The organism is Saccharopolyspora soli (genome assembly GCF_022678645.1).
GTDB lineage: Bacteria > Actinomycetota > Actinomycetes > Mycobacteriales > Pseudonocardiaceae > Saccharopolyspora > Saccharopolyspora soli.
Window position 1 is genome coordinate 24,256 of sequence record NZ_JALBWV010000035.1, and the last position, 16,916, is coordinate 41,171.

13 protein-coding genes and 1 tRNA gene are annotated in these 16,916 nt (G+C 69.3%); 7 read left to right on the plus strand and 7 right to left on the minus strand.

Translation table 11 applies throughout. The features are described from left to right. Positions 1–7: 7 nt before the first annotated feature. The 4 genes from MOQ72_RS24815 to MOQ72_RS24830 all read left to right on the plus strand — a co-directional run bounded on the left by MOQ72_RS24815 (position 8) and on the right by MOQ72_RS24830 (position 5,864). Entirely contained in the window at positions 8–820 is an 813-nt protein-coding gene (locus MOQ72_RS24815) for a MetQ/NlpA family ABC transporter substrate-binding protein (protein WP_242188032.1), read from the plus strand. Between the two features lie 404 nt (positions 821–1,224). Then, positions 1,225–2,181: a 4-(cytidine 5'-diphospho)-2-C-methyl-D-erythritol kinase gene (locus tag MOQ72_RS24820; RefSeq protein WP_242188033.1), complete on the plus strand. Its 957-nt coding sequence runs from the start codon at positions 1,225–1,227 to the stop codon at positions 2,179–2,181. Between the two features lie 67 nt (positions 2,182–2,248). Then, the gene (locus MOQ72_RS24825; RefSeq protein WP_242188034.1) at positions 2,249–4,030 is read left to right on the plus strand and encodes an ABC-F family ATP-binding cassette domain-containing protein; all 1,782 of its coding nucleotides are present in this window, start codon (positions 2,249–2,251) and stop codon (positions 4,028–4,030) included. 175 nt (positions 4,031–4,205) lie between these two features. Further along, a complete protein-coding gene (locus tag MOQ72_RS24830; protein ID WP_242188035.1) occupies positions 4,206–5,864 on the plus strand; it encodes a fatty acyl-AMP ligase in 1,659 nt (552 codons plus the stop codon). A 260-nt stretch (positions 5,865–6,124) separates the two neighbouring features. Here the strand turns inward: MOQ72_RS24830 and pth are convergent, their stop codons facing one another. Both pth and MOQ72_RS24840 read right to left on the minus strand, forming a co-directional pair. Next, positions 6,125–6,700 carry an aminoacyl-tRNA hydrolase gene (gene pth, locus MOQ72_RS24835; RefSeq protein WP_242188036.1) on the minus strand — a complete coding sequence of 192 codons (576 nt, stop codon included), beginning with the start codon at positions 6,698–6,700 and terminating at the stop codon, positions 6,125–6,127. Between the two features lie 92 nt (positions 6,701–6,792). Next, on the minus strand, positions 6,793–7,398 hold the full coding sequence (locus MOQ72_RS24840) for a 50S ribosomal protein L25/general stress protein Ctc (RefSeq protein WP_242188037.1): 606 nt from the start codon (positions 7,396–7,398) through the stop codon (positions 6,793–6,795). Positions 7,399–7,931: 533 nt separating this feature from the next. Between MOQ72_RS24840 and MOQ72_RS24845 the strand changes: the two genes are divergently transcribed. After that, positions 7,932–8,543, plus strand: coding sequence for a malonic semialdehyde reductase (locus MOQ72_RS24845; RefSeq protein WP_242188038.1), 612 nt, complete (start codon positions 7,932–7,934; stop codon positions 8,541–8,543). Positions 8,544–8,616: 73 nt separating this feature from the next. On the opposite strand, the gene MOQ72_RS24850 is transcribed toward MOQ72_RS24845, so the two are convergent. The 4 genes from MOQ72_RS24850 to MOQ72_RS24865 form a co-directional block, all read right to left on the minus strand. Further along, entirely contained in the window at positions 8,617–9,597 is a 981-nt protein-coding gene (locus MOQ72_RS24850) for a ribose-phosphate diphosphokinase (RefSeq protein WP_504230374.1), read from the minus strand. A 28-nt stretch (positions 9,598–9,625) separates the two neighbouring features. Then, positions 9,626–11,140, minus strand: a complete 1,515-nt coding sequence (glmU, locus tag MOQ72_RS24855; protein ID WP_242188040.1) for a bifunctional UDP-N-acetylglucosamine diphosphorylase/glucosamine-1-phosphate N-acetyltransferase GlmU — start codon at positions 11,138–11,140, stop codon at positions 9,626–9,628. A gap of 307 nt (positions 11,141–11,447) precedes the next feature. Beyond that, complete coding sequence (locus MOQ72_RS24860; RefSeq protein WP_242188041.1) at positions 11,448–13,214, minus strand: GGDEF domain-containing protein; 1,767 nt, start codon at positions 13,212–13,214, stop codon at positions 11,448–11,450. A gap of 68 nt (positions 13,215–13,282) precedes the next feature. Then, positions 13,283–13,353: transfer RNA gene (locus tag MOQ72_RS24865), tRNA-Gln, on the minus strand. A gap of 418 nt (positions 13,354–13,771) precedes the next feature. On the opposite strand from MOQ72_RS24865, the gene MOQ72_RS24870 reads away from it, so the two are divergent. Together MOQ72_RS24870 and MOQ72_RS24875 are read left to right on the plus strand one after the other, a co-directional pair. After that, a complete protein-coding gene (locus tag MOQ72_RS24870) occupies positions 13,772–14,740 on the plus strand; it encodes an acyl-CoA desaturase (RefSeq protein WP_242188042.1) in 969 nt (322 codons plus the stop codon). Positions 14,741–14,974: 234 nt separating this feature from the next. Continuing rightward, entirely contained in the window at positions 14,975–15,568 is a 594-nt protein-coding gene (locus tag MOQ72_RS24875; RefSeq protein WP_242188084.1) for a TetR/AcrR family transcriptional regulator, read from the plus strand. A gap of 30 nt (positions 15,569–15,598) precedes the next feature. Here MOQ72_RS24875 and MOQ72_RS24880 read toward each other — a convergent pair whose 3' ends face one another. Next, complete coding sequence (locus MOQ72_RS24880) at positions 15,599–16,780, minus strand: PQQ-dependent sugar dehydrogenase (RefSeq protein ID WP_242188085.1); 1,182 nt, start codon at positions 16,778–16,780, stop codon at positions 15,599–15,601. Positions 16,781–16,916 lie beyond the last annotated feature (136 nt).

The following is a 16,916-nucleotide window of genomic DNA, read 5'->3' on the forward strand; positions in this document are numbered from 1 at the left end:
CAACCTGATGCGTTTGCGCTTTGCTGCCCTGGTGGCCGGTGCCGGACTGGCGTTGGCCGCGTGCGGGGGCGGCGGTAGTCCGGCCGCCGAGGACCCGAACGCGCCGTTGCGGATCGGGGTCAGCCCGACTCCGCATGGCGAGATCCTGCAGTACGTCAAGGACAACTTGGCGCCGCAGGCCGGGCTCGCCATCGAGATCGAGAAGTTCGACGACTACAACCGGCCGAACGAAGCGGTCGCGCACGGCGAGCTGGACGCGAACTACTTCCAGCACCAGCCCTACCTGGACGAGTACCGCAAGCAGCGCGGCGGTGACTTCGTCTGGATCGAGGCCGTGCACCTGGAGCCGCTCGCGGTGTACTCCAAGCAGTACAAATCGCTGCAGGAGATCCCCAACGGCGCGACGGTCACGCTGTCCAACGATCCCGCGAACCAGTTCCGCGGGCTGAAGCTGCTGGAGGCGAACGGCCTGATCAGGCTCAAGCCGGGTGCTGCGGTGGGCACCAGGCTGGCCGAGGCGATCGCCGAGAACCCGAAGAACGTCCAGCTCAAGGACCTGTCGCCGGACCAGCTGCCGCGGTCGGTGGACGACGCGGCCGCTGCGGTGGTCAACGGCAACTACGCGATCAAGGCCAACCTGCAGAACCCGATCGCGGTGGAGAGCCCGGACCACAACCCGTACGCCAACGGCCTGGTGACCAGCCCGGCCCTGGCCCAGGACCCGCGAATCCGCAAGCTCGCCGACCTGCTGCGCTCCCAGCAGGTAAAGGACTTCATCAACCAGAAGTGGGGAGGCGTCGCCGTCATCCCGGCGAACTGAGCAGGTCCCCAGGCGGAGGCCACCTTTCACCTAGCTAGAACGCGCGGAGTTTGGTGTGGCGCTCAACGCGAGTGTCGTCAGGCAAGCGGCGTAGCCGCTTTCGGCGGTGAACCGCAGCCGCGAAGATCAACGCTTCACGTGCTGAAGCCGTCGCAAGCGCCGAAGGCGCTTAGCCCGCCTTTGGCACTTGCACCGCCGCGGGTTCTCAGGCGCCTTCTCGCGAGGACAGCCCCGACATGGCGTATTGGACATACGTGATGTCGGGGATCCCACAGCGAGAAGGCGCCTGAGGTTCCGCTACCCGCACCGCTACGCAAGGCGACCCGAGCGTTTTCGGAGAGACTTGTGCGCAGGGAAGTCGGCGGTGGGGTTTCTTGGGCACGTACGCTCTAAGAGTGCTCTCCGTGGTTCCTACACCCATCACCGTTCGTGTCCCGGCCAAGGTGAACTTGCACCTCTCGGTCGGTGATCCCCGCCCGGACGGCTACCACGAGCTGGTCACCGTCTTCCAGGCGCTGTCGATGACCGATGAGGTCACCGTGCTGGTCGCCGAGGAACCCGGCATCGACGTGCACGGCGACGGCGCGGATTCGGTACCCACCGGTCCCAGCAACCTGGCGTGGAAGGCAGTTCAGCTGCTCGCCGAGCACAGCGGACGGGACCCGGAGGAACCCGGTGTGCGGCTGTCGATCAACAAGGGCATCCCGGTCGCTGGCGGGATGGCTGGCGGTAGCGCCGATGCCGCTGCGGCCCTGCTGGCGTTGAACCACCTCTGGCGGTTGGAGCTGGGCCGCGACGGGCTCAGCGAGATCGCTGGGCGACTGGGCAGCGACGTCCCGTTCTCGTTGCAGGGCGGCACCGCGCTGGGCACCGGCCGTGGCGAGCGGCTGGTACCGGTGCTGGCGCGGCACACCTTCCACTGGGTGATCGCGCTGGACCGGCGCGGCCTGGGCACGCCTGGCGTCTACACCGAACTGGACCGGCTGCGGGCGGAGTCGCGGCCGAACCGGGTTGGCGAGGTCGAACCGCTGCTGGAGGCGCTGGCTTCCGGCGACCCGCGGCAGCTGGCGCTGTTGCTGGGCAACGACTTGCAGGCGGCTGCGGTATCGCTGCGGCCTGGATTGCGCCGCACGCTGCGCGCGGGCGTGCAGGCGGGGGCGCTGGCGGGCATCGTGTCCGGTTCGGGCCCGACCTGCGCCTTCCTCTGCACCGACTCGGACGCGGCGGTGCGCGTGGCGGCCGAGCTTTCCGGCGCGGGGGTGTGCCGCACGGTCCGGGTCGCGCACGGTCCGGTGCCGGGCGCGCGCATCGTTTCCGAAGACCGCGCCGACCGCCCCACCCCGCCCCAGGTGCACGCCTAGGGGCAGTGCGCAATTTCGCGTTTCCGCAGCCCAGCGCAACGAAGTTGATGGAGTAGACGAACACCCGATGGTGAACCTGGTCAATCTGGAATCGGTCAGCAAGAGCTACGGTGTGCGCCCGCTGTTGGACGCCGTGTCGCTGGGCGTCTCGGCAGGCGAGCGCATCGGGGTCGTCGGGCTCAACGGCGGGGGCAAGACGACGCTGCTGGAAGTGCTCGCCGGTGTCGCCGAGCCCGACGGCGGCCGGGTGAGCCACGCCCGCGACCTGCGGATGGCGGTTGTCACACAGCGCACCGAGCTCCCCGCGGACTCTACGGTGCGCAACGCGGTGCTCGACCCGCACGGCTTCACCGCCGAGCACGAGTGGGCCGCGGATGCTCGCGTGCGGTCGGTGCTCAGCGGCCTGGGCATGACCCGGCTCGGCCTCGACACCCCGGTCGCCAACTTCTCCGGTGGGGAACGGCGCCGCGTCGCTCTGGCGGCGGCACTGGTCCGCGACCTCGACCTGCTGGTGCTCGACGAGCCGACCAACCACCTCGACGTCGAGGGCGTGCACTGGCTGGCCGAACACCTGCTGGAACGCAGGTGCGCGCTGGTGATCGTCACCCACGACCGCTGGTTCCTGGACACCGTCTGCAACCGCACCTGGGAAGTCGTGCAGGGCCGCGTGGAGCAGTACGAAGGTGGTTACGCGGACTGGATCTTCGCCCGCGCCGAGCGCGCCCGCATCGCGCAGCAGGCCGAGGAGAAGCGGCAGAACCTCGCGCGCAAGGAACTCGCCTGGTTGCAGCGCGGCGCGAAGGCGCGGACCTCGAAACCCCGGTACCGGATGGAGGCCGCGGAAGCGCTGATCTCCGACGTGCCGCCGCCGCGCGACACCGTGGAGCTGGTCGCGTTCGCCAAGCGGCGGCTCGGCAAGACGGTGCTGGAGCTGGAGGACGTCGACCTGCGGATCGCCGAACGGGTGCTGCTGGACGACGTCACCTGGCGGATCGGCCCCGGCGACCGGATCGGCCTGGTGGGCGTCAACGGCTCCGGCAAGACCACGCTGTTGAAGCTGCTCGCCGGGGAGCGCGAACCCGATGCGGGTCGGCGCGTCGCGGGCAAGACGGTCCGGTTGGCGCACCTGACCCAGGAGCTGCACGATCTGCCCGGTCAATGGCGCGTGCTGGAGGCGATCGAGGACGTCGCCGAGCGGGTCACCCTCGGCAAGTACGAGCTGTCCGCGTCGCAGCTCGGCGAGCGCTTCGGGTTCGGCAAGGGGCGGCAGTGGACTCCGGTCGAGGACCTCTCCGGCGGTGAGCGCCGCCGTCTGCAACTGGCCCGGTTGCTGATGGCCGAGCCGAACGTGCTCGTCCTCGACGAGCCCACCAACGACCTCGACATCGACACCCTGCAGCAGCTCGAAGACCTGCTCGACACCTGGCCGGGCACCCTGGTGGTCGTCTCGCACGACCGCTACCTGGTGGAGCGGGTGTGCGACAGCGTGCACGCGCTGTTCGGTGACGGTCGGCTCACGCACCTGCCGGGCGGGATCGACGAGTACCTGCGACGACGGCATTCGCTGCTGTCGGCTGCCGAAGGCAGCGTCGGCAAGCAGGCGACCGATGCGGCGCAGCCGCGAGGGCTCTCCGGTGCCGAGGAGCACGCGGCGCGCAAGGAGCTGGCGCGTTGCGAGCGGCAGCTCGACAAGCTCGCGGAGCGCGAGAAGGCGCTGCACGAGAAGCTCGCGGAGGCCGCGACGGCTCCGGAGCGGCTGGCGGAGCTGAACGCGGAACTGCTTGCGCTGCACCAGGAGAAGGACGAGGTCGAAACCCGCTGGATGGAGCTCGCCGACCAACTCGGCTGACCCGCCGATCGGTAGTTCTGCCCCGCGGACCGTTGCTGCGAAGCGGCGTGGCGCCGATTTCGCGCCAAATCGCCACGTTCACCACCCAAACCGGTCCTGGAATTCGAGAACCGGCGCGACAGGCCGATGCTTCTGGCGCTGTGCGGGCGATCACAGTGCTCGTAAGCTGCGTCACATGAGTCGGTTCGTGGAGACATTGGTCGCGTCGGCGGGCGAGAACGTCGGGGAGCACGCGCGCGGGCTCACCACCGGCGAGCCGGAGCAGGCGCGGTTCCGGACGTGGTCCGAGGTGCACGCCGATGCGCTGCGGATGGCCGGGGCGCTTGGCGCGGATCTCGGACCCGGTCGCGTCGTCGCGATCCTGGCCGCCGATCCGGGCCTGATCGCCCCCGCCGCGCAGGCCGTCTGGCTCGGCGGCGGCAGCGTGACCATGCTGCACCAGCCGACGCCGCGCACCGATCTCGCGCACTGGGCCGAGGACACCCTGCGGGTGCTCAAGATGATCGGCGCGCGGCTGGTGCTGTTGGGAGCGCCGTTCGAGTCCTTGGCCGGGGTGCTGGCGGACAACTCGATCGCGTATCGCGACCTCGCCGGACTGATCAGCGGTGAGGTCGAACCGCTCGCCGGGCCGGTCGACGTCGATGAGGACGCGACCGCCCTGCTGCAACTGACCAGCGGCTCCACCGCCGAACCCAAAGCCGTGCGGATCACGCACGGCAACCTGTACGCGAACCTGCGGGCGATGGTCGCCGCCGCCGACCTCGATCCGGAACGCGATGTCGCGGTGTCCTGGCTGCCGCTGTTCCACGACATGGGGATGGTCGGCTGCCTGACGGTGCCGATGGCCATCGGGATGTCGACGGTGAAGGTGACCCCGGCGGATTTCCTGGCCAGGCCACTGCTGTGGCCCGAGCTGATCAGCAGGCACCGGGCCACCGTGACCGCCGCGCCGAACTTCGCCTACGCCATCGTCGGCCGCCGGATGGCCCGCGCCGACGACGGCGACTTCGACTTGTCCAGCCTGCGGTTCACGCTCAACGGCGCCGAACCCATCGACCCGGCGGCGGCGCAGGCGTTCACCGACGCCGGTGCCCGGTTCGGGCTCCGGCCGGACTGCATGGTCTGCGCCTTCGGCATGGCCGAGGCCACGCTCGCGGTGTCGTTCGCCCCGTTGGGCCGCGGTTTGGAAGTCGACGTCGTGGACGCCGAAGCGCTGGAGAAGCACCGGCGGGCCGAGCCGGTGTCCCCGGACGCCGCGCGGGCGCGACAGTTCGCGCTGCTGGGCGGCCCGCTGCCGGGGCTGGAAGTCGACGTGGTCGACGACGAGGGCCGTCAACTCGGCGAGCGGCAGGTCGGGCGGCTGCGGATTCGCGGTACCGCGGTGACGCCGGGCTACCTCACCGTCGACGGGCCGTTGGCCACCCAGGACGACGCCGGGTGGCTGGACACCGGCGACGAGGGCTACCTGGTCGGCGGGCAGGTGGTGATCTGCGGCCGTCGCAAGGACGTGATCATCATGGGCGGGCGCAACATCTACCCGGTCGACATCGAGCGCGCCGCCTGCCAGGTCGAGGGGGTGCGGCCGGGCAACGCCGCCGCGGTCCGGCAGGACGCCGGAAGTCGCCGCGAGCGGTTCGCCGTGGTGCTGGAGTCGCGGCTGGCGGGCGACGAGGTCGCGGAGAAGGTGCTGCGCAAGGAAGTCGCGGCGCGCATCGTCGACGCGGTGGGCGTCCGCCCCTCGGCGGTCGTCGTGCTGCGGCCCGGAAGCCTGCCCAAGACCCCGTCGGGAAAGCTCAAACGAGCCGCCACCGCGGCCTTCGTACCGACCAGCTGACCAGCGGCACGTGCGCGGATTGGTTGCGGTGCGGGACGCAGAACTTTGGTGGCTGTCGTCGGTCTTGTTTTGAAGCGGCGAAGCCGCTTAGCCCACCTACGGCACTTGCACCGCCGCGGGTTCTCAGAAGCCTTCTCGCGAGGACAGCCCCAACGTGGTGTATTGGCATACATGATGTCGGGGATCCCGGAGCCGAGAAGGCTTCTGAGGTTCCGCTACCCGCACCGCTGTGCAAGACGAGCCTGGAAACAGTTCTCAGCTCAGTGGAAGCGGTTCTGGGCGGCTTCGAGGCCGTCTGTCACCAGGGCTTCGGTGGCGTCCGCGCACAGGTCGACGAAGTAGGCGAGCTCTTTGCGCTCGGTGCCGGAGAAGTCCTTCAGGACGTAGTCGGCCGGGTCCATCCGGCCCGGCGGGCGGCCGATGCCGAAGCGGACCCGCAGGTAGTCACGGGTGCCGAGGGACTTGCTGATCGAACGCAGCCCGTTGTGGCCGTTCTCCCCGCCACCGCGTTTGAGCCGGACGGTGCCGAACGGCAGGTCCAGCTCGTCGTGGATCACGATCAAGGATTCCGGTGGCGCCTTGTAGAACTTCACCGCGCCAGCCACCGGACCACCGGAGAGGTTCATGAACGAACGCGGCTTCACCAGCACGGCGCGCGTCCCGGCCAGCCGTCCTTCGACGACCTCGGCGCCGGACTTGTGCGCCTTGAACTTCCCGCCGATCCGGTCGGCGAGCTCGTCGGCGACCAGGAATCCGATGTTGTGCCGGTTCCCGGCGTAACGCGGGCCGGGGTTGCCGAGTCCGACGATCAACGCGACCGCGTCCGGAGTGCTCACGGGAAGAAGTCTCCTGCTCTACGAAGCACGCAGCGCTCTGTCCCGCTCGGCACGCCAGCGGGACAGAGCGCGATGCGCCCGACGTCGGGGGCTCATGCCTCCTCGGCGGCCTCGCCCTCGGCCTCCTCGGCGGAGGCCTCTTCGGCCATCGCCGACGCGGCCTCGGTGACGTTGACGACCAGCGTCTCCGGGTCGGACTGCAGGGTCACGCCCGCGGGCAGCGGGATCTCGGAGGCGTGGATCTGGGTGCCGATCTCGGCGCCCGCGATGGACAGCTCCAGCTGCTCCGGGATGTGCAGCGCCTCGGCCTCGATCTCGACCTCGGTGAGCGACTGGCTGACCAGGCCGCCGGGCCCGGCGTCACCGGTGAGCACGACCGGCACCGCGACGGTGACCTTCTCGCCGCGCTTGACCAGCAGCAGGTCGACGTGCTCGATGTAGTTCTTGATCGGGTGCGTGGTGATGGTCTTGGTCAGCGCGAGCTCGCTGTCCCCACCGGAGACGTCGAGCGTCAGCACCGCGTTGTGCCCGTTCTCGCGGATGGCGCGAGCGAATTCCACGGAGGGCAGGGACAGGTGCTTGGGGTCGGAACCATGGCCGTAGAGCACCGCGGGGATCTTGCCAGCGCGGCGGGTGCGGCGGGCCGCCCCTTTGCCGAACTCGGTGCGCGGTTCGACGGCGATACGTACCTCGGACACGGTGGTGCACTCCTCATGACGTCGGGCGAAACGTGGCTGGTCGCTGGCCTGCGGCGGTGGGGCGCGCAACTGGCGTGAATTCGACGCGGTGCCGAACGGGCACCCTCGGGGCGTGAGCGACATCAGTGCGCCGACCAACTGGTCTGCGGTCACCGTGCCACCGCGCCGATCACGCCGGGCGAACGTCCCGACCTCGCCGAGGCAACCCGAATAGTCTAAACGGTGCTTGCATAGTCGTTTTCGCACGGGTGACCCGAACACCGCGCCGACCTCGTTCAAGCAGCTCCGCACACCGCTTCCGGCTCCGTGGACATCGCCGGGAAGGCGAGTGCGCTTCACGGGCTGGTAACGGACGGTCATCGCCGGTGGTCGGCCCACCGAGAGGCCGTGATGCCGGTTACACCCGGGGACCACTGGAATCGTTGAAAGCTCAAGTTTGTTTGCGGTGAAGAGGTCGGCCCCGACACCCGGCGTGGTGGTGGCGGCGACCTCCGGTTTGCGCCGGAGTACCGATAGCTTCAGGAGTTGAATTCATGACCGCGATCGACGAGGCCGAGCAGCTGGTGCTTGGCGCAGAAGCCCAGAACCTGCTGTTCCGCGAGGCCCGCACCGCCAACACCTTCAGCGACGAGCCGGTCAGCGACGAGCAGGTCCAGGCCATCTACAACCTGGTCAAATGGGGTCCGACCTCGATGAACCAGCAGCCGCTGCGGATCGTGCTGGTGCGCTCCGCGGAGGGCAGGCAGCGGTTGCTGCCGCACCTGGCGGAGAGCAACCAGGCCAAGACGGAGAAGGCGCCGCTGGTGGCGATCCTGGCCACCGACACCGACTTCCACGAGAACCTGCCGAGGCTATTCCCGCACGCGCCGAACGCGAAGGACATCTTCGCCGACGACGACTTCCGCGCGCATAACGCGAAGCTCAACGGGAGCCTGCAAGTCGCGTACTTCATCCTCGGCATTCGCGCCGCCGGTTTGGCCGCGGGCCCGATGGCGGGCTTCGACCCGGCGGGAATCAACAAGGAGTTCTTCGCCGACGGCAAGCACCAGGTCCTGGTGGTCGTCAACATCGGCAAGCCGGGCGAGAACCCCTGGTTCGACCGCCTGCCCCGCCTCGACTACGACGAGGTCGTCACCACCGTGTGATTGTCACCGAGCGAAGGGCACCTTTGACCGACTTGGCCGGTAAATGGTGCCCTTCACTCATGCTGCTATCGGGTTAGGCGCGGCCGTCGAAGAGGCTGGTGACTGAGCCGTCCTCGAAGACCTGGTGGATGGCCTCCGCGACCAGCGGGGCGATCGAGAGGACCGTGAGGTTCGGGAAGCGCCGTTCGTCGGCGATCGGCAGCGTGTTGGTCAGCACGACCTCCTTGGCGCCGCAGGACGACAGCCGTTCCACTGCCGGGCCGGACAGCACGGCGTGGGTGGCGGCGATGATGACGTCCTTCGCCCCGGCCGCCAGCAGCTGCTCGGTGGCCTTGGTGATGGTTCCGCCGGTGTCGATCATGTCGTCCACCAGCACGCACAGCCGACCTTCGACGTCACCGACGACCCGGTTGGCCACCACCTGGTTGGGCTTGCTGGGGTCGCGGGTCTTGTGGATGAACGCCAGCGGGGTGCCGCCGAGCTCGTCGGCCCACTTCTCCGCCACCCGAACCCGGCCGGAGTCAGGGGAGACCACGGTGATCTGCTCGCCGGTGTAGGTGTCGCGGATGTAGCTGGCCAGCAGCTTCTGGGCCATCAGGTGGTCCACCGGGCCGTCGAAGAAGCCCTGGATCTGGTCGGTGTGCAGGTCCACGGCCATGATCCGGTCCGCCCCGGCGGTCTTGAACAGGTCGGCCATCAGCCGCGCCGAGATCGGCTCGCGGCCCTTGTGCTTCTTGTCCTGGCGGGCGTAGCCGTAGAACGGCATGACCACGGTGATGCGCTTGGCGCTGGCGCGCTTGAGCGCGTCCACCATGATCAGCTGCTCCATGATGGCGTCGTTGAGCGGGGTGCAGTGCGACTGGATGACGAAGGCGTCACAACCGCGCACCGACTCGTCGTAACGCACGAAGATCTCGCCGTTGGCGAACTTGTAGGCCGCCTGGGGCGTGACGGTTACGTCGAGCTGCTTGGCCACCTCCTCGGCAAGTTCCGGGTGACTGCTTCCGGAGAAGAGCTTCAGGCTCTTCTTCGGCGTCGCAGACATGGCACTCACGGTCATCGTCCCTCCCCGTCGACGTCCGTCACTGGGCGTCCTTCGTCGGATTGGTGGTCGGTTCATTCGCCAAAGCCTGCTGTGCGGCCTGGTCTGCGGCGGTGCCGGGACGGCGTCTGGCCACCCAGCCCTCGATGTTGCGCTGTCTGCCGCGGGCGACCGCCATCGCCCCCGGCGGGACATCCTGGGTGATCACCGAGCCAGCGGCGGTGTAGGCACCGTCGCCGACCTCGACTGGGGCGACGAACATGTTGTCCGCGCCGGTCCGGGCGTGTGATCCGATCACGGTGTGGTGCTTGGCCACCCCGTCGTAGTTGACGAAGATCGTGGCGGCGCCGATGTTGCTGTGCGCGCCGATCGTCGCGTCGCCCACGTAGGTCAGGTGCGGCACCTTGGTGCCTTCGCCGATCGAGGCGTTCTTGGTCTCGACGAAGGTGCCGATCTTGCCGTTGGCGTCGAGCCGGGTGCCGGGGCGCAGGTATGCGAACGGTCCGACCGTGGCGTTCGCGCCCACCTCGGCGCCCTCGCCGTGGGTGCGCACCACCGACGCGCCGGGGTCGACCGTGCAACCGGTGAGCGTGGTATCCGGGCCGATCGTCGCGCCCTCGCCGACGGTGGTGCCGCCCCGCAGCTGCACGCCCGGCTCCAGCACGACATCGCGGTCCAGCACGACATCGCAGTCCAGCCACACCGAGTTGGGATCGGTGATCGTGACACCGGCTCGCATCCAGTGCAGCAGCAGTCGGCGGTTTAGCTCGGCGCCGAGGTTGGCCAGTTGCACCCGGTCGTTGACGCCTTCCACCAGCCACGGGTCGGCGCAGACCAGCGCACCGACCGCCAAGCCGTCGGCGCGTGCGATGGACAGCACGTCGGTCAGGTAGAGCTCGCCCTGGGAGTTGTCGGTGGACAGTTGCTTCAGCGCGGCTGCGAGGAGTTCCGCGTCGAAGGCGTAGACCCCGGAGTTGATCTCGGTGATCTCGGCTTGTTCGGCGGTGGCGTCCTTCTGCTCGACGATGCCGATCACCTGTCCGTCGGCATCGCGCAGCATCCGGCCGTATCCGGTCGGGTCGTCCACCACCGCGGTCAACACCGTGACTGCGTTGCCGGACTCGCGGTGCTCGTCGAGCAGGCCGCGCAGCGTGGCGCTGTCCAGCAGCGGCACGTCGCCGTAGCTGACCAGCACCGTGCCGGTGAGACCCGTGGCCAGCTCGGACAGCCCGCAGGCGACCGCGTGCCCGGTGCCGAGCTGCTCCTCCTGCACCGCGGTGCTGATCGGGCGGTCGAGGACGGCGGCCAAGCCGGTCAGGTGTTCGGCGACGGCGTCCCGGCCGTGGCCCAGCACGACCACCAGCGAGTCCGGGTCGACCCCGGCCGCGGCGCGCACGGCGTGTTCGACCAGGGGGCGGCCCGCGATGCGGTGCAGCATCTTCGGCGTGGCCGATCGCATCCTGGTCCCCGCACCCGCGGCGAGCACGATCGTGCTGACTGTTTCCGAAGGCGCATCGCTGCGGGAGGAGGGCTGGGCGGTGTCGCCCTGGAGCATCAGCGCTCTCCCTTGATCTCTAGAAGCGGCGCGGCGGTGTCCGTCCGACTGGAGCGCCACCGGAGGCCACCAGTGCCTGTTGCGTCCAAGCGGGTGAAGGGTAACCGGCCCGGTGCCCCCGCGGCCCGGTGCCCCTGTCCGCCTGCCCGGAGGGTGTGATGGTACCGCCGACTGGCCGCATTCCGGCGGCGCAGGCATTCCCTAGCTGCGGCTTTGTGATCGTCCGTGCACGCAGCGCGGCGATGGCGAGGACGCGTCCGCTCGTGCGTGCGTAGCCGGACTGGAGCCCGGTTGGCGCACTCACGACCTAGAGCGCATCCGGGGGAATCCACACCGAGTGGTCCGCCGGTTGATCCGTAGACCGCTTCGGCGGGGTGGGGGCGACGCCCGAGAACGCCGCGACGCGGTTGCCGCCGTCGCGCTTGGCCTGGTACATCGCGGCGTCCGCGCGCGCCAGCACCTGGGCGGCCGACTCCTGCGAACGCATCGCGACGACACCGATCGACAGCGTCACACCGCGCGAAAGCTCGCCCGGCAACCGGTCGATGGCCTCGACAGCGCGGTGCAGCGCGGCTTCGGCGGCGCCCAGCGCCACACCCGGTAGCAGCACGACGAACTCATCGCCGCCGTAGCGGGCCACGAAATCGTCGGTGCGCAGGGCGTCGCGCAACGTCACCGCGACGGTGCGCAGCACGTCGTCGCCTTCCGCGTGCGAACAGCGGTCGTTGACGCCCTTGAACCCGTCGAGGTCGACCAGTGCCACCGCCAGCGGTTGCGCGTCGGGCTCGTTGAGCAGCGTCTCCAACCGGTCGTCCAGTGCGCGCCGGTTGGACAGTCCGGTCAGCGGGTCTTGCAGCGCTTGCCGGGTGATCGCGTCGTGCTTGTGGCTCAGCCGCGAGTTCTCCAGCCTGGTGACCAAAGTGGACAGTCGAGCCTGGCGCATGGTCCACAGCTCGGTCTCCAGCTCCAGCGCGTAATCCCGCAGCGCGTCGTGGATGCCAGCACTGTCCAGTTCGGTCAGTTGCGCGTATTCGCGGGCCAGCGAGATCCGCAGCGTCGGTTCCGATGTGTCGCTGTCCATCTCCGCGCGGGTCTCCGACAACACCTGCACCGCCCGCTGGCCGCGATCCGCGCGGGTCAGGCAGCGGGACAGGGCGATCGCCACGATGATCTTCTCCCGCGGGTGGATCGCGCGGTCCAAGCTGCGCAGCACCTCAAGCCGTTCGATTTGCTCGGCGTGCGGCTGGGCCAGTGCGTGGGCAGCGCCGAGCACCGGCATCTGCTCGGCAGCGGGACGGTCCGAGACGCGGGGGAACAGCGACTCGCGCCACGGGCCCTCCACCGCGACCGCGATGGCCGAGGCAGTGGCGAACCGGGCGGTCGCCTCCTCGTCCTGGCCGATGCGCTCCAGCCGCAGCCCCCAGCCGAGCAGCATCCGGCACCGGTTGATCATGTGCACCGCGATCTCGTGCGGGCCACCGCTCTCCCGGATCCGCTGGTGGGCGCGGGCCATCACCTCGTCGGCCATCTCGTACACGCCGAGCTGGGTGAGCACCAGACCGATGTCGATCAGCGAGGTCGCCAGCAGCCGCTCCCAGGACCGGCGGCCCAGCGTGCGGTCCGGGACCAGTTCGTCGTCGAGCATCGCCAAGCCGTGTGCGACCTCGGTGAGCGCGCTGTCCTCGCTCCCGCCGAGCAGTGCGCGTCGACCGCGCAGCGCGTGCGCATCGGCCTGCAGCACGTCCAGTCCGTGCCGCCGGGCGTGCGTGAGGAGTTCGTCGAGCAGGGGATCAGCGCTGTCGACCAGGCCGGGCGTGGCCAGCCGCATGGAGCTGCAGTGCCGCAGGAGTTGAGCGACGATGCGCGGCTCGCCGCGCCGTTGGGCTTCGGCGAGCAGGTTGTCGGCCTCGCGGATGGTGCTGCGTTGTCCGGCCGGGTCGCTGTGCTGGCCGACTGCGTTGAGTTCGCGCGCGCGTCCCACCAACCACGCGTCGGACACCTCGCTCAGCGTGGTCGACGGTTCTTCGCGCACGGCGGTCGTGTCGTCGCGCAGCGGCGCACACCCCCTGTTCACCTTTCCTCCCGGCCTGCCCACGCGGTGCGCGTCGCCGCTCATCGCGTCGGGCCCGGGAGGACCGCTCGCTCCGCCGCCAGGATTCGAACCTGGACCATCGGAACCAAAATCCGAGGTGCTGCCTTTACACCACGGCGGATCGGGCGCTGCAGACCCTCGGCGCCGACACACCGCTGTCGACACCGCTGACCGAGCTTACCGGCCGAGCACGACAGGCGGTGGTGCCCGGCAGACATCGTGACATGCCGGTGCCGCGGGCTTGGCGCCGGGCTGGTGGGTTCGGGGAGTCGGTCGCGGGCTGGCACACGGATGGGACGTACCGAACGGGCGTCCCGTTGCGTACAAGATCACCGCTGTTCGGGTGAACGCGGGCGATTCGGACACGCCCGGCGAGTCGCGACACGCCGCAATTTTGCCGCTTGGGGGTGACGATTCGGCATCAAAGAACTTACGCTAGCGTAGGTTACGGTCCCGTAGGGTGGAGGTGTTGCGGGGCCGTGGTTCCCGGTGCTGACCACAGTTTTCCCACCTCCCCAACGCCATTCGAGGTATTGAGTATGACCGCAGCAACCGAGCGCATCGCCGCTCCGGACGTCGGCGCCGAGTCCGGGCCGAAGCCGCTGACCACCGGTCCGCAGACCGTTGGGCGAGCATCGCTGGTGTACGCGTTCCTCCTGATTCCGATGGCCGCGCTGATCGCCTCGATTCCCGTCCTCTGGGGATGGGGCGTCGGGCTGGTCGACATCGGCTTGGCCGTGTTGTTCTGGTTGATCAGCGGTCTGGGCGTCACCGTCGGCTTCCACCGGTACTTCACGCACGGATCCTTCAAGGCCAACCGCGCGGTGAAGATCGCGTTGGCCATCGCCGGGATGATGTCGGTCCAGGGGCCGGTCATCACCTGGGTCGCAGACCACCGTCGGCACCACGCCTTCTCCGACCGCGAAGGCGACCCGCACTCGCCCTGGCTGTTCGGCACCTCGGCGTTGGCGTTGACCAAGGGTTTCTGGCACTCCCACATGGGCTGGATGCTGCAGCGGGAAATGACCAACGAGGACAGGTTCGCTCCCGACCTGCTCAAGGATCGCGACGTGCTTTGGGCCAACCGGCTGTTCCCGGTGTGGACGGCCGCCAGCTTGGCGCTGCCCGCACTGTTGGGCGGTCTGCTGACCTGGTCGTGGTGGGGCGCGTTGACGGCGTTCTTCTGGGCCGGGCTGGTGCGGGTGTCGTTCCTGCACCACATCACGTGGTCGGTGAACTCGATCTGCCACATGATCGGCGAGCGGCCGTTCAAGAGCCGGGACAAGGCGGCGAACTTCTGGCCGCTGGCGATCCTGTCCTTCGGCGAGTCCTGGCACAACTCGCACCACGCCGACCCGACCTGCGCCCGGCACGGCGTGCTGCGCGGGCAGTTGGACATCTCGGCGCGGATCATCTGGTTCTTCGAGAAGCTCGGCTGGGCCTGGAAGGTCCGCTGGCCCAACGAGAAGCGTCTCGCCCGGATCTCGGTCACCGAGTACAAGGGCTGAATCGTCGGGTTCCCAGGCGCTTTCGCGCCGACGGTGGCGCTGGGCGAAGCGCGAACCGGGAGCCCCGAAGTTCGGAAGTGCCCGTGCGGCGGTCGTCGCGCGGGCACTTTTCATCCGACCTGCACGTTTGTGTCGGTCTCGCACTTTAGGGTTGTGCAAGTGGTAGCACGGCGACGCGGGCGGAGCGCGCCCGAACCGGCAGCGCGACCGAAGGGACGCACCGCGCGGGTGCGGATGACCGGGAAGGAACGTCGACAGCAGCTGTTGGACGTGGCTCGCGCGCTGTTCGCGGAGAAGGGCTTCGACGGCACGTCGATCGAGGAGATCGCGCACCGCGCCGGGGTGTCCAAGCCGGTCGTCTACGAGCACTTCGGTGGCAAGGAAGGCGTTTACGCGGTGGTGGTCGACCGCGAGATGCGCAACCTGCTGGACCTCGTCGTCTCCGCGTTGTCGGCGGGGCACCCGCGGGATCTGCTGGAGCAGGCCGCGCGCGCGTTGCTGGACTACATCGACAACAACACCGACGGGTTCCGCGTGCTGGTGCGGGATTCGCCGGTGGCCAGCAACAGCGGCACGTTCTCCAGCCTGCTCAACGACATCGCCAGCCAGGTCGAGCACATCCTCGGCCTGCAGTTCAGCGCTCGGGGTTACGACTCGAAGCTCGCCCCGCTGTACAGCCAGGCCCTGGTCGGCATGGTCGCGCTGACCGGCCAGTGGTGGCTGGAGGTGCGCAAGCCGAAGAAGGAAGAGGTCGCGGCCCACCTGGTCAACCTCGCCTGGAACGGCCTGTCTCACCTGGAGCACAAACCCCGCCTGTCAACGAAGTGACGCACCACCTGCGCGAAATCGGCGTCGGGGTCAGGTGGTGGTGACGCGGAGGATCTTGTCGTCGGTGCCGTTGGACGTCGTGACGTATAGGGCGCCGTCGGGGCCTTGGCGGACGCCGCGGAGTCGGCCGTGGGTGTCGTTGAGCTCCGCCGGGATCTGGACCTCCTGCACGGTGCCGTCCGGGGCTATCCGCAACAGCAACAGCTTCGTGCCTCGGAGCGTGCCGACAGCCAGCATCCCGTCGAACGTCCCCCACTGCGAGCCGGTCAGGAACGCCGCACCGCTGGGGGCCAAGCGCTCTTGCCCGGAGGACCACACCGCTCGCACCGCATCCGGGAAGCGCTGCACATCGGTCATCGGCACCGACTCGTCGTAGGAACTCACGGTGCCGCCCTGGGCCGGATCCCAGCCGTAGTTCCCGCCCGGTCGCAGCAAGTTGATCTCGTCGTCGCGGGTTGGGCCGTGCTCCGAGATGAACACCTGGCCACCGGGCCGCGGCGCCACGCCCTGCACGTTGCGGTGCCCGTACGTGTAGATCAGCCGCTCGTGCGGGTCCGGCGATCCGATGAACGGGTTGTCGGGCAGCGGTGCGCCGGTGTCGATGTTCATCCGCAGCACCTTGCCGCCCAGCGACGTGCGGTCCTGCGGCAGGGCAGGACGCGCCGTGTCGCCGGTGCCCAGCAGCAGTGCGCCGTCTTCGGCCAGCGCTGGGCGGCAACCCGAATGCCGTCCGCTCGGGTTGACCGGGATTCCGGTCAGCAGCGGCGGGCCGATCCGCTCGGCGCGGGCGCCGTCCTCGGACAGCCGCCAGGTGATCAACCGGACGTCCACCGCGTTGCCGTCGACCTGGTGCGTCTGGCAGGTGACGAACCGCCGGTTGGTCGCGAAGTCCGGGTGGATCAGCAGCCCCATCTGGCCGCCTTCCCCCTCGGCCAGGACATCGCCGAAGTCGGCCTGCACCGGGCGCACCAGCGCGCCAGCGCGGTGATCGGCCAGCAACGCGAGCCGACCGGGTCGCTGCACGACCAAGGCGGCGCCATCCGGCAGGAATCCGATGTCCCAGGGGTGTTCCAACCCGGCGGCCACCACCTCGACGCGCAGTGCCGCGGGAGCCGGGGTGGCGGTGCTGGCTGGCGCCGGTTGGCCGGGGTTGCTCGCGCTGTCGCAGCCGACCAAAGTGAGGAGCAGGACTAACGAGACGAACCGGCGCATCAGCATGCGCACAGTGTGGCACCGGCCACGTTCGGCGTTCGGGCCGTCGTGTTGCTGTCACACCCGAGTCGTAGTCTGGACCCCGACGCCCCTCCCGTCTTGGCGTTCGTCCCGGGCAGGGGTGTGTCCGCATTCG

Bases quoted from the DNA above. Each gene is read 5' to 3' on its own strand.
- MOQ72_RS24815 (WP_242188032.1), top strand. From the start codon at position 8: ATGCGTTTGCGCTTTGCTGCCCTGGTGGCCGGTGCCGGACTGGCGTTG.
- MOQ72_RS24825 (WP_242188034.1), top strand. From the start codon at position 2,249: ATGGTGAACCTGGTCAATCTGGAATCGGTCAGCAAGAGCTACGGTGTG.
- MOQ72_RS24830 (WP_242188035.1), top strand. From the start codon at position 4,206: ATGAGTCGGTTCGTGGAGACATTGGTCGCGTCGGCGGGCGAGAACGTC.
- MOQ72_RS24845 (WP_242188038.1), top strand. From the start codon at position 7,932: ATGACCGCGATCGACGAGGCCGAGCAGCTGGTGCTTGGCGCAGAAGCC.
- glmU (WP_242188040.1), bottom strand. From the start codon at position 11,140: ATGCTCCAGGGCGACACCGCCCAGCCCTCCTCCCGCAGCGATGCGCCT.
- MOQ72_RS24870 (WP_242188042.1), top strand. From the start codon at position 13,772: ATGACCGCAGCAACCGAGCGCATCGCCGCTCCGGACGTCGGCGCCGAG.
- MOQ72_RS24875 (WP_242188084.1), top strand. From the start codon at position 14,975: ATGACCGGGAAGGAACGTCGACAGCAGCTGTTGGACGTGGCTCGCGCG.
- MOQ72_RS24880 (WP_242188085.1), bottom strand. From the start codon at position 16,780: ATGCGCCGGTTCGTCTCGTTAGTCCTGCTCCTCACTTTGGTCGGCTGC.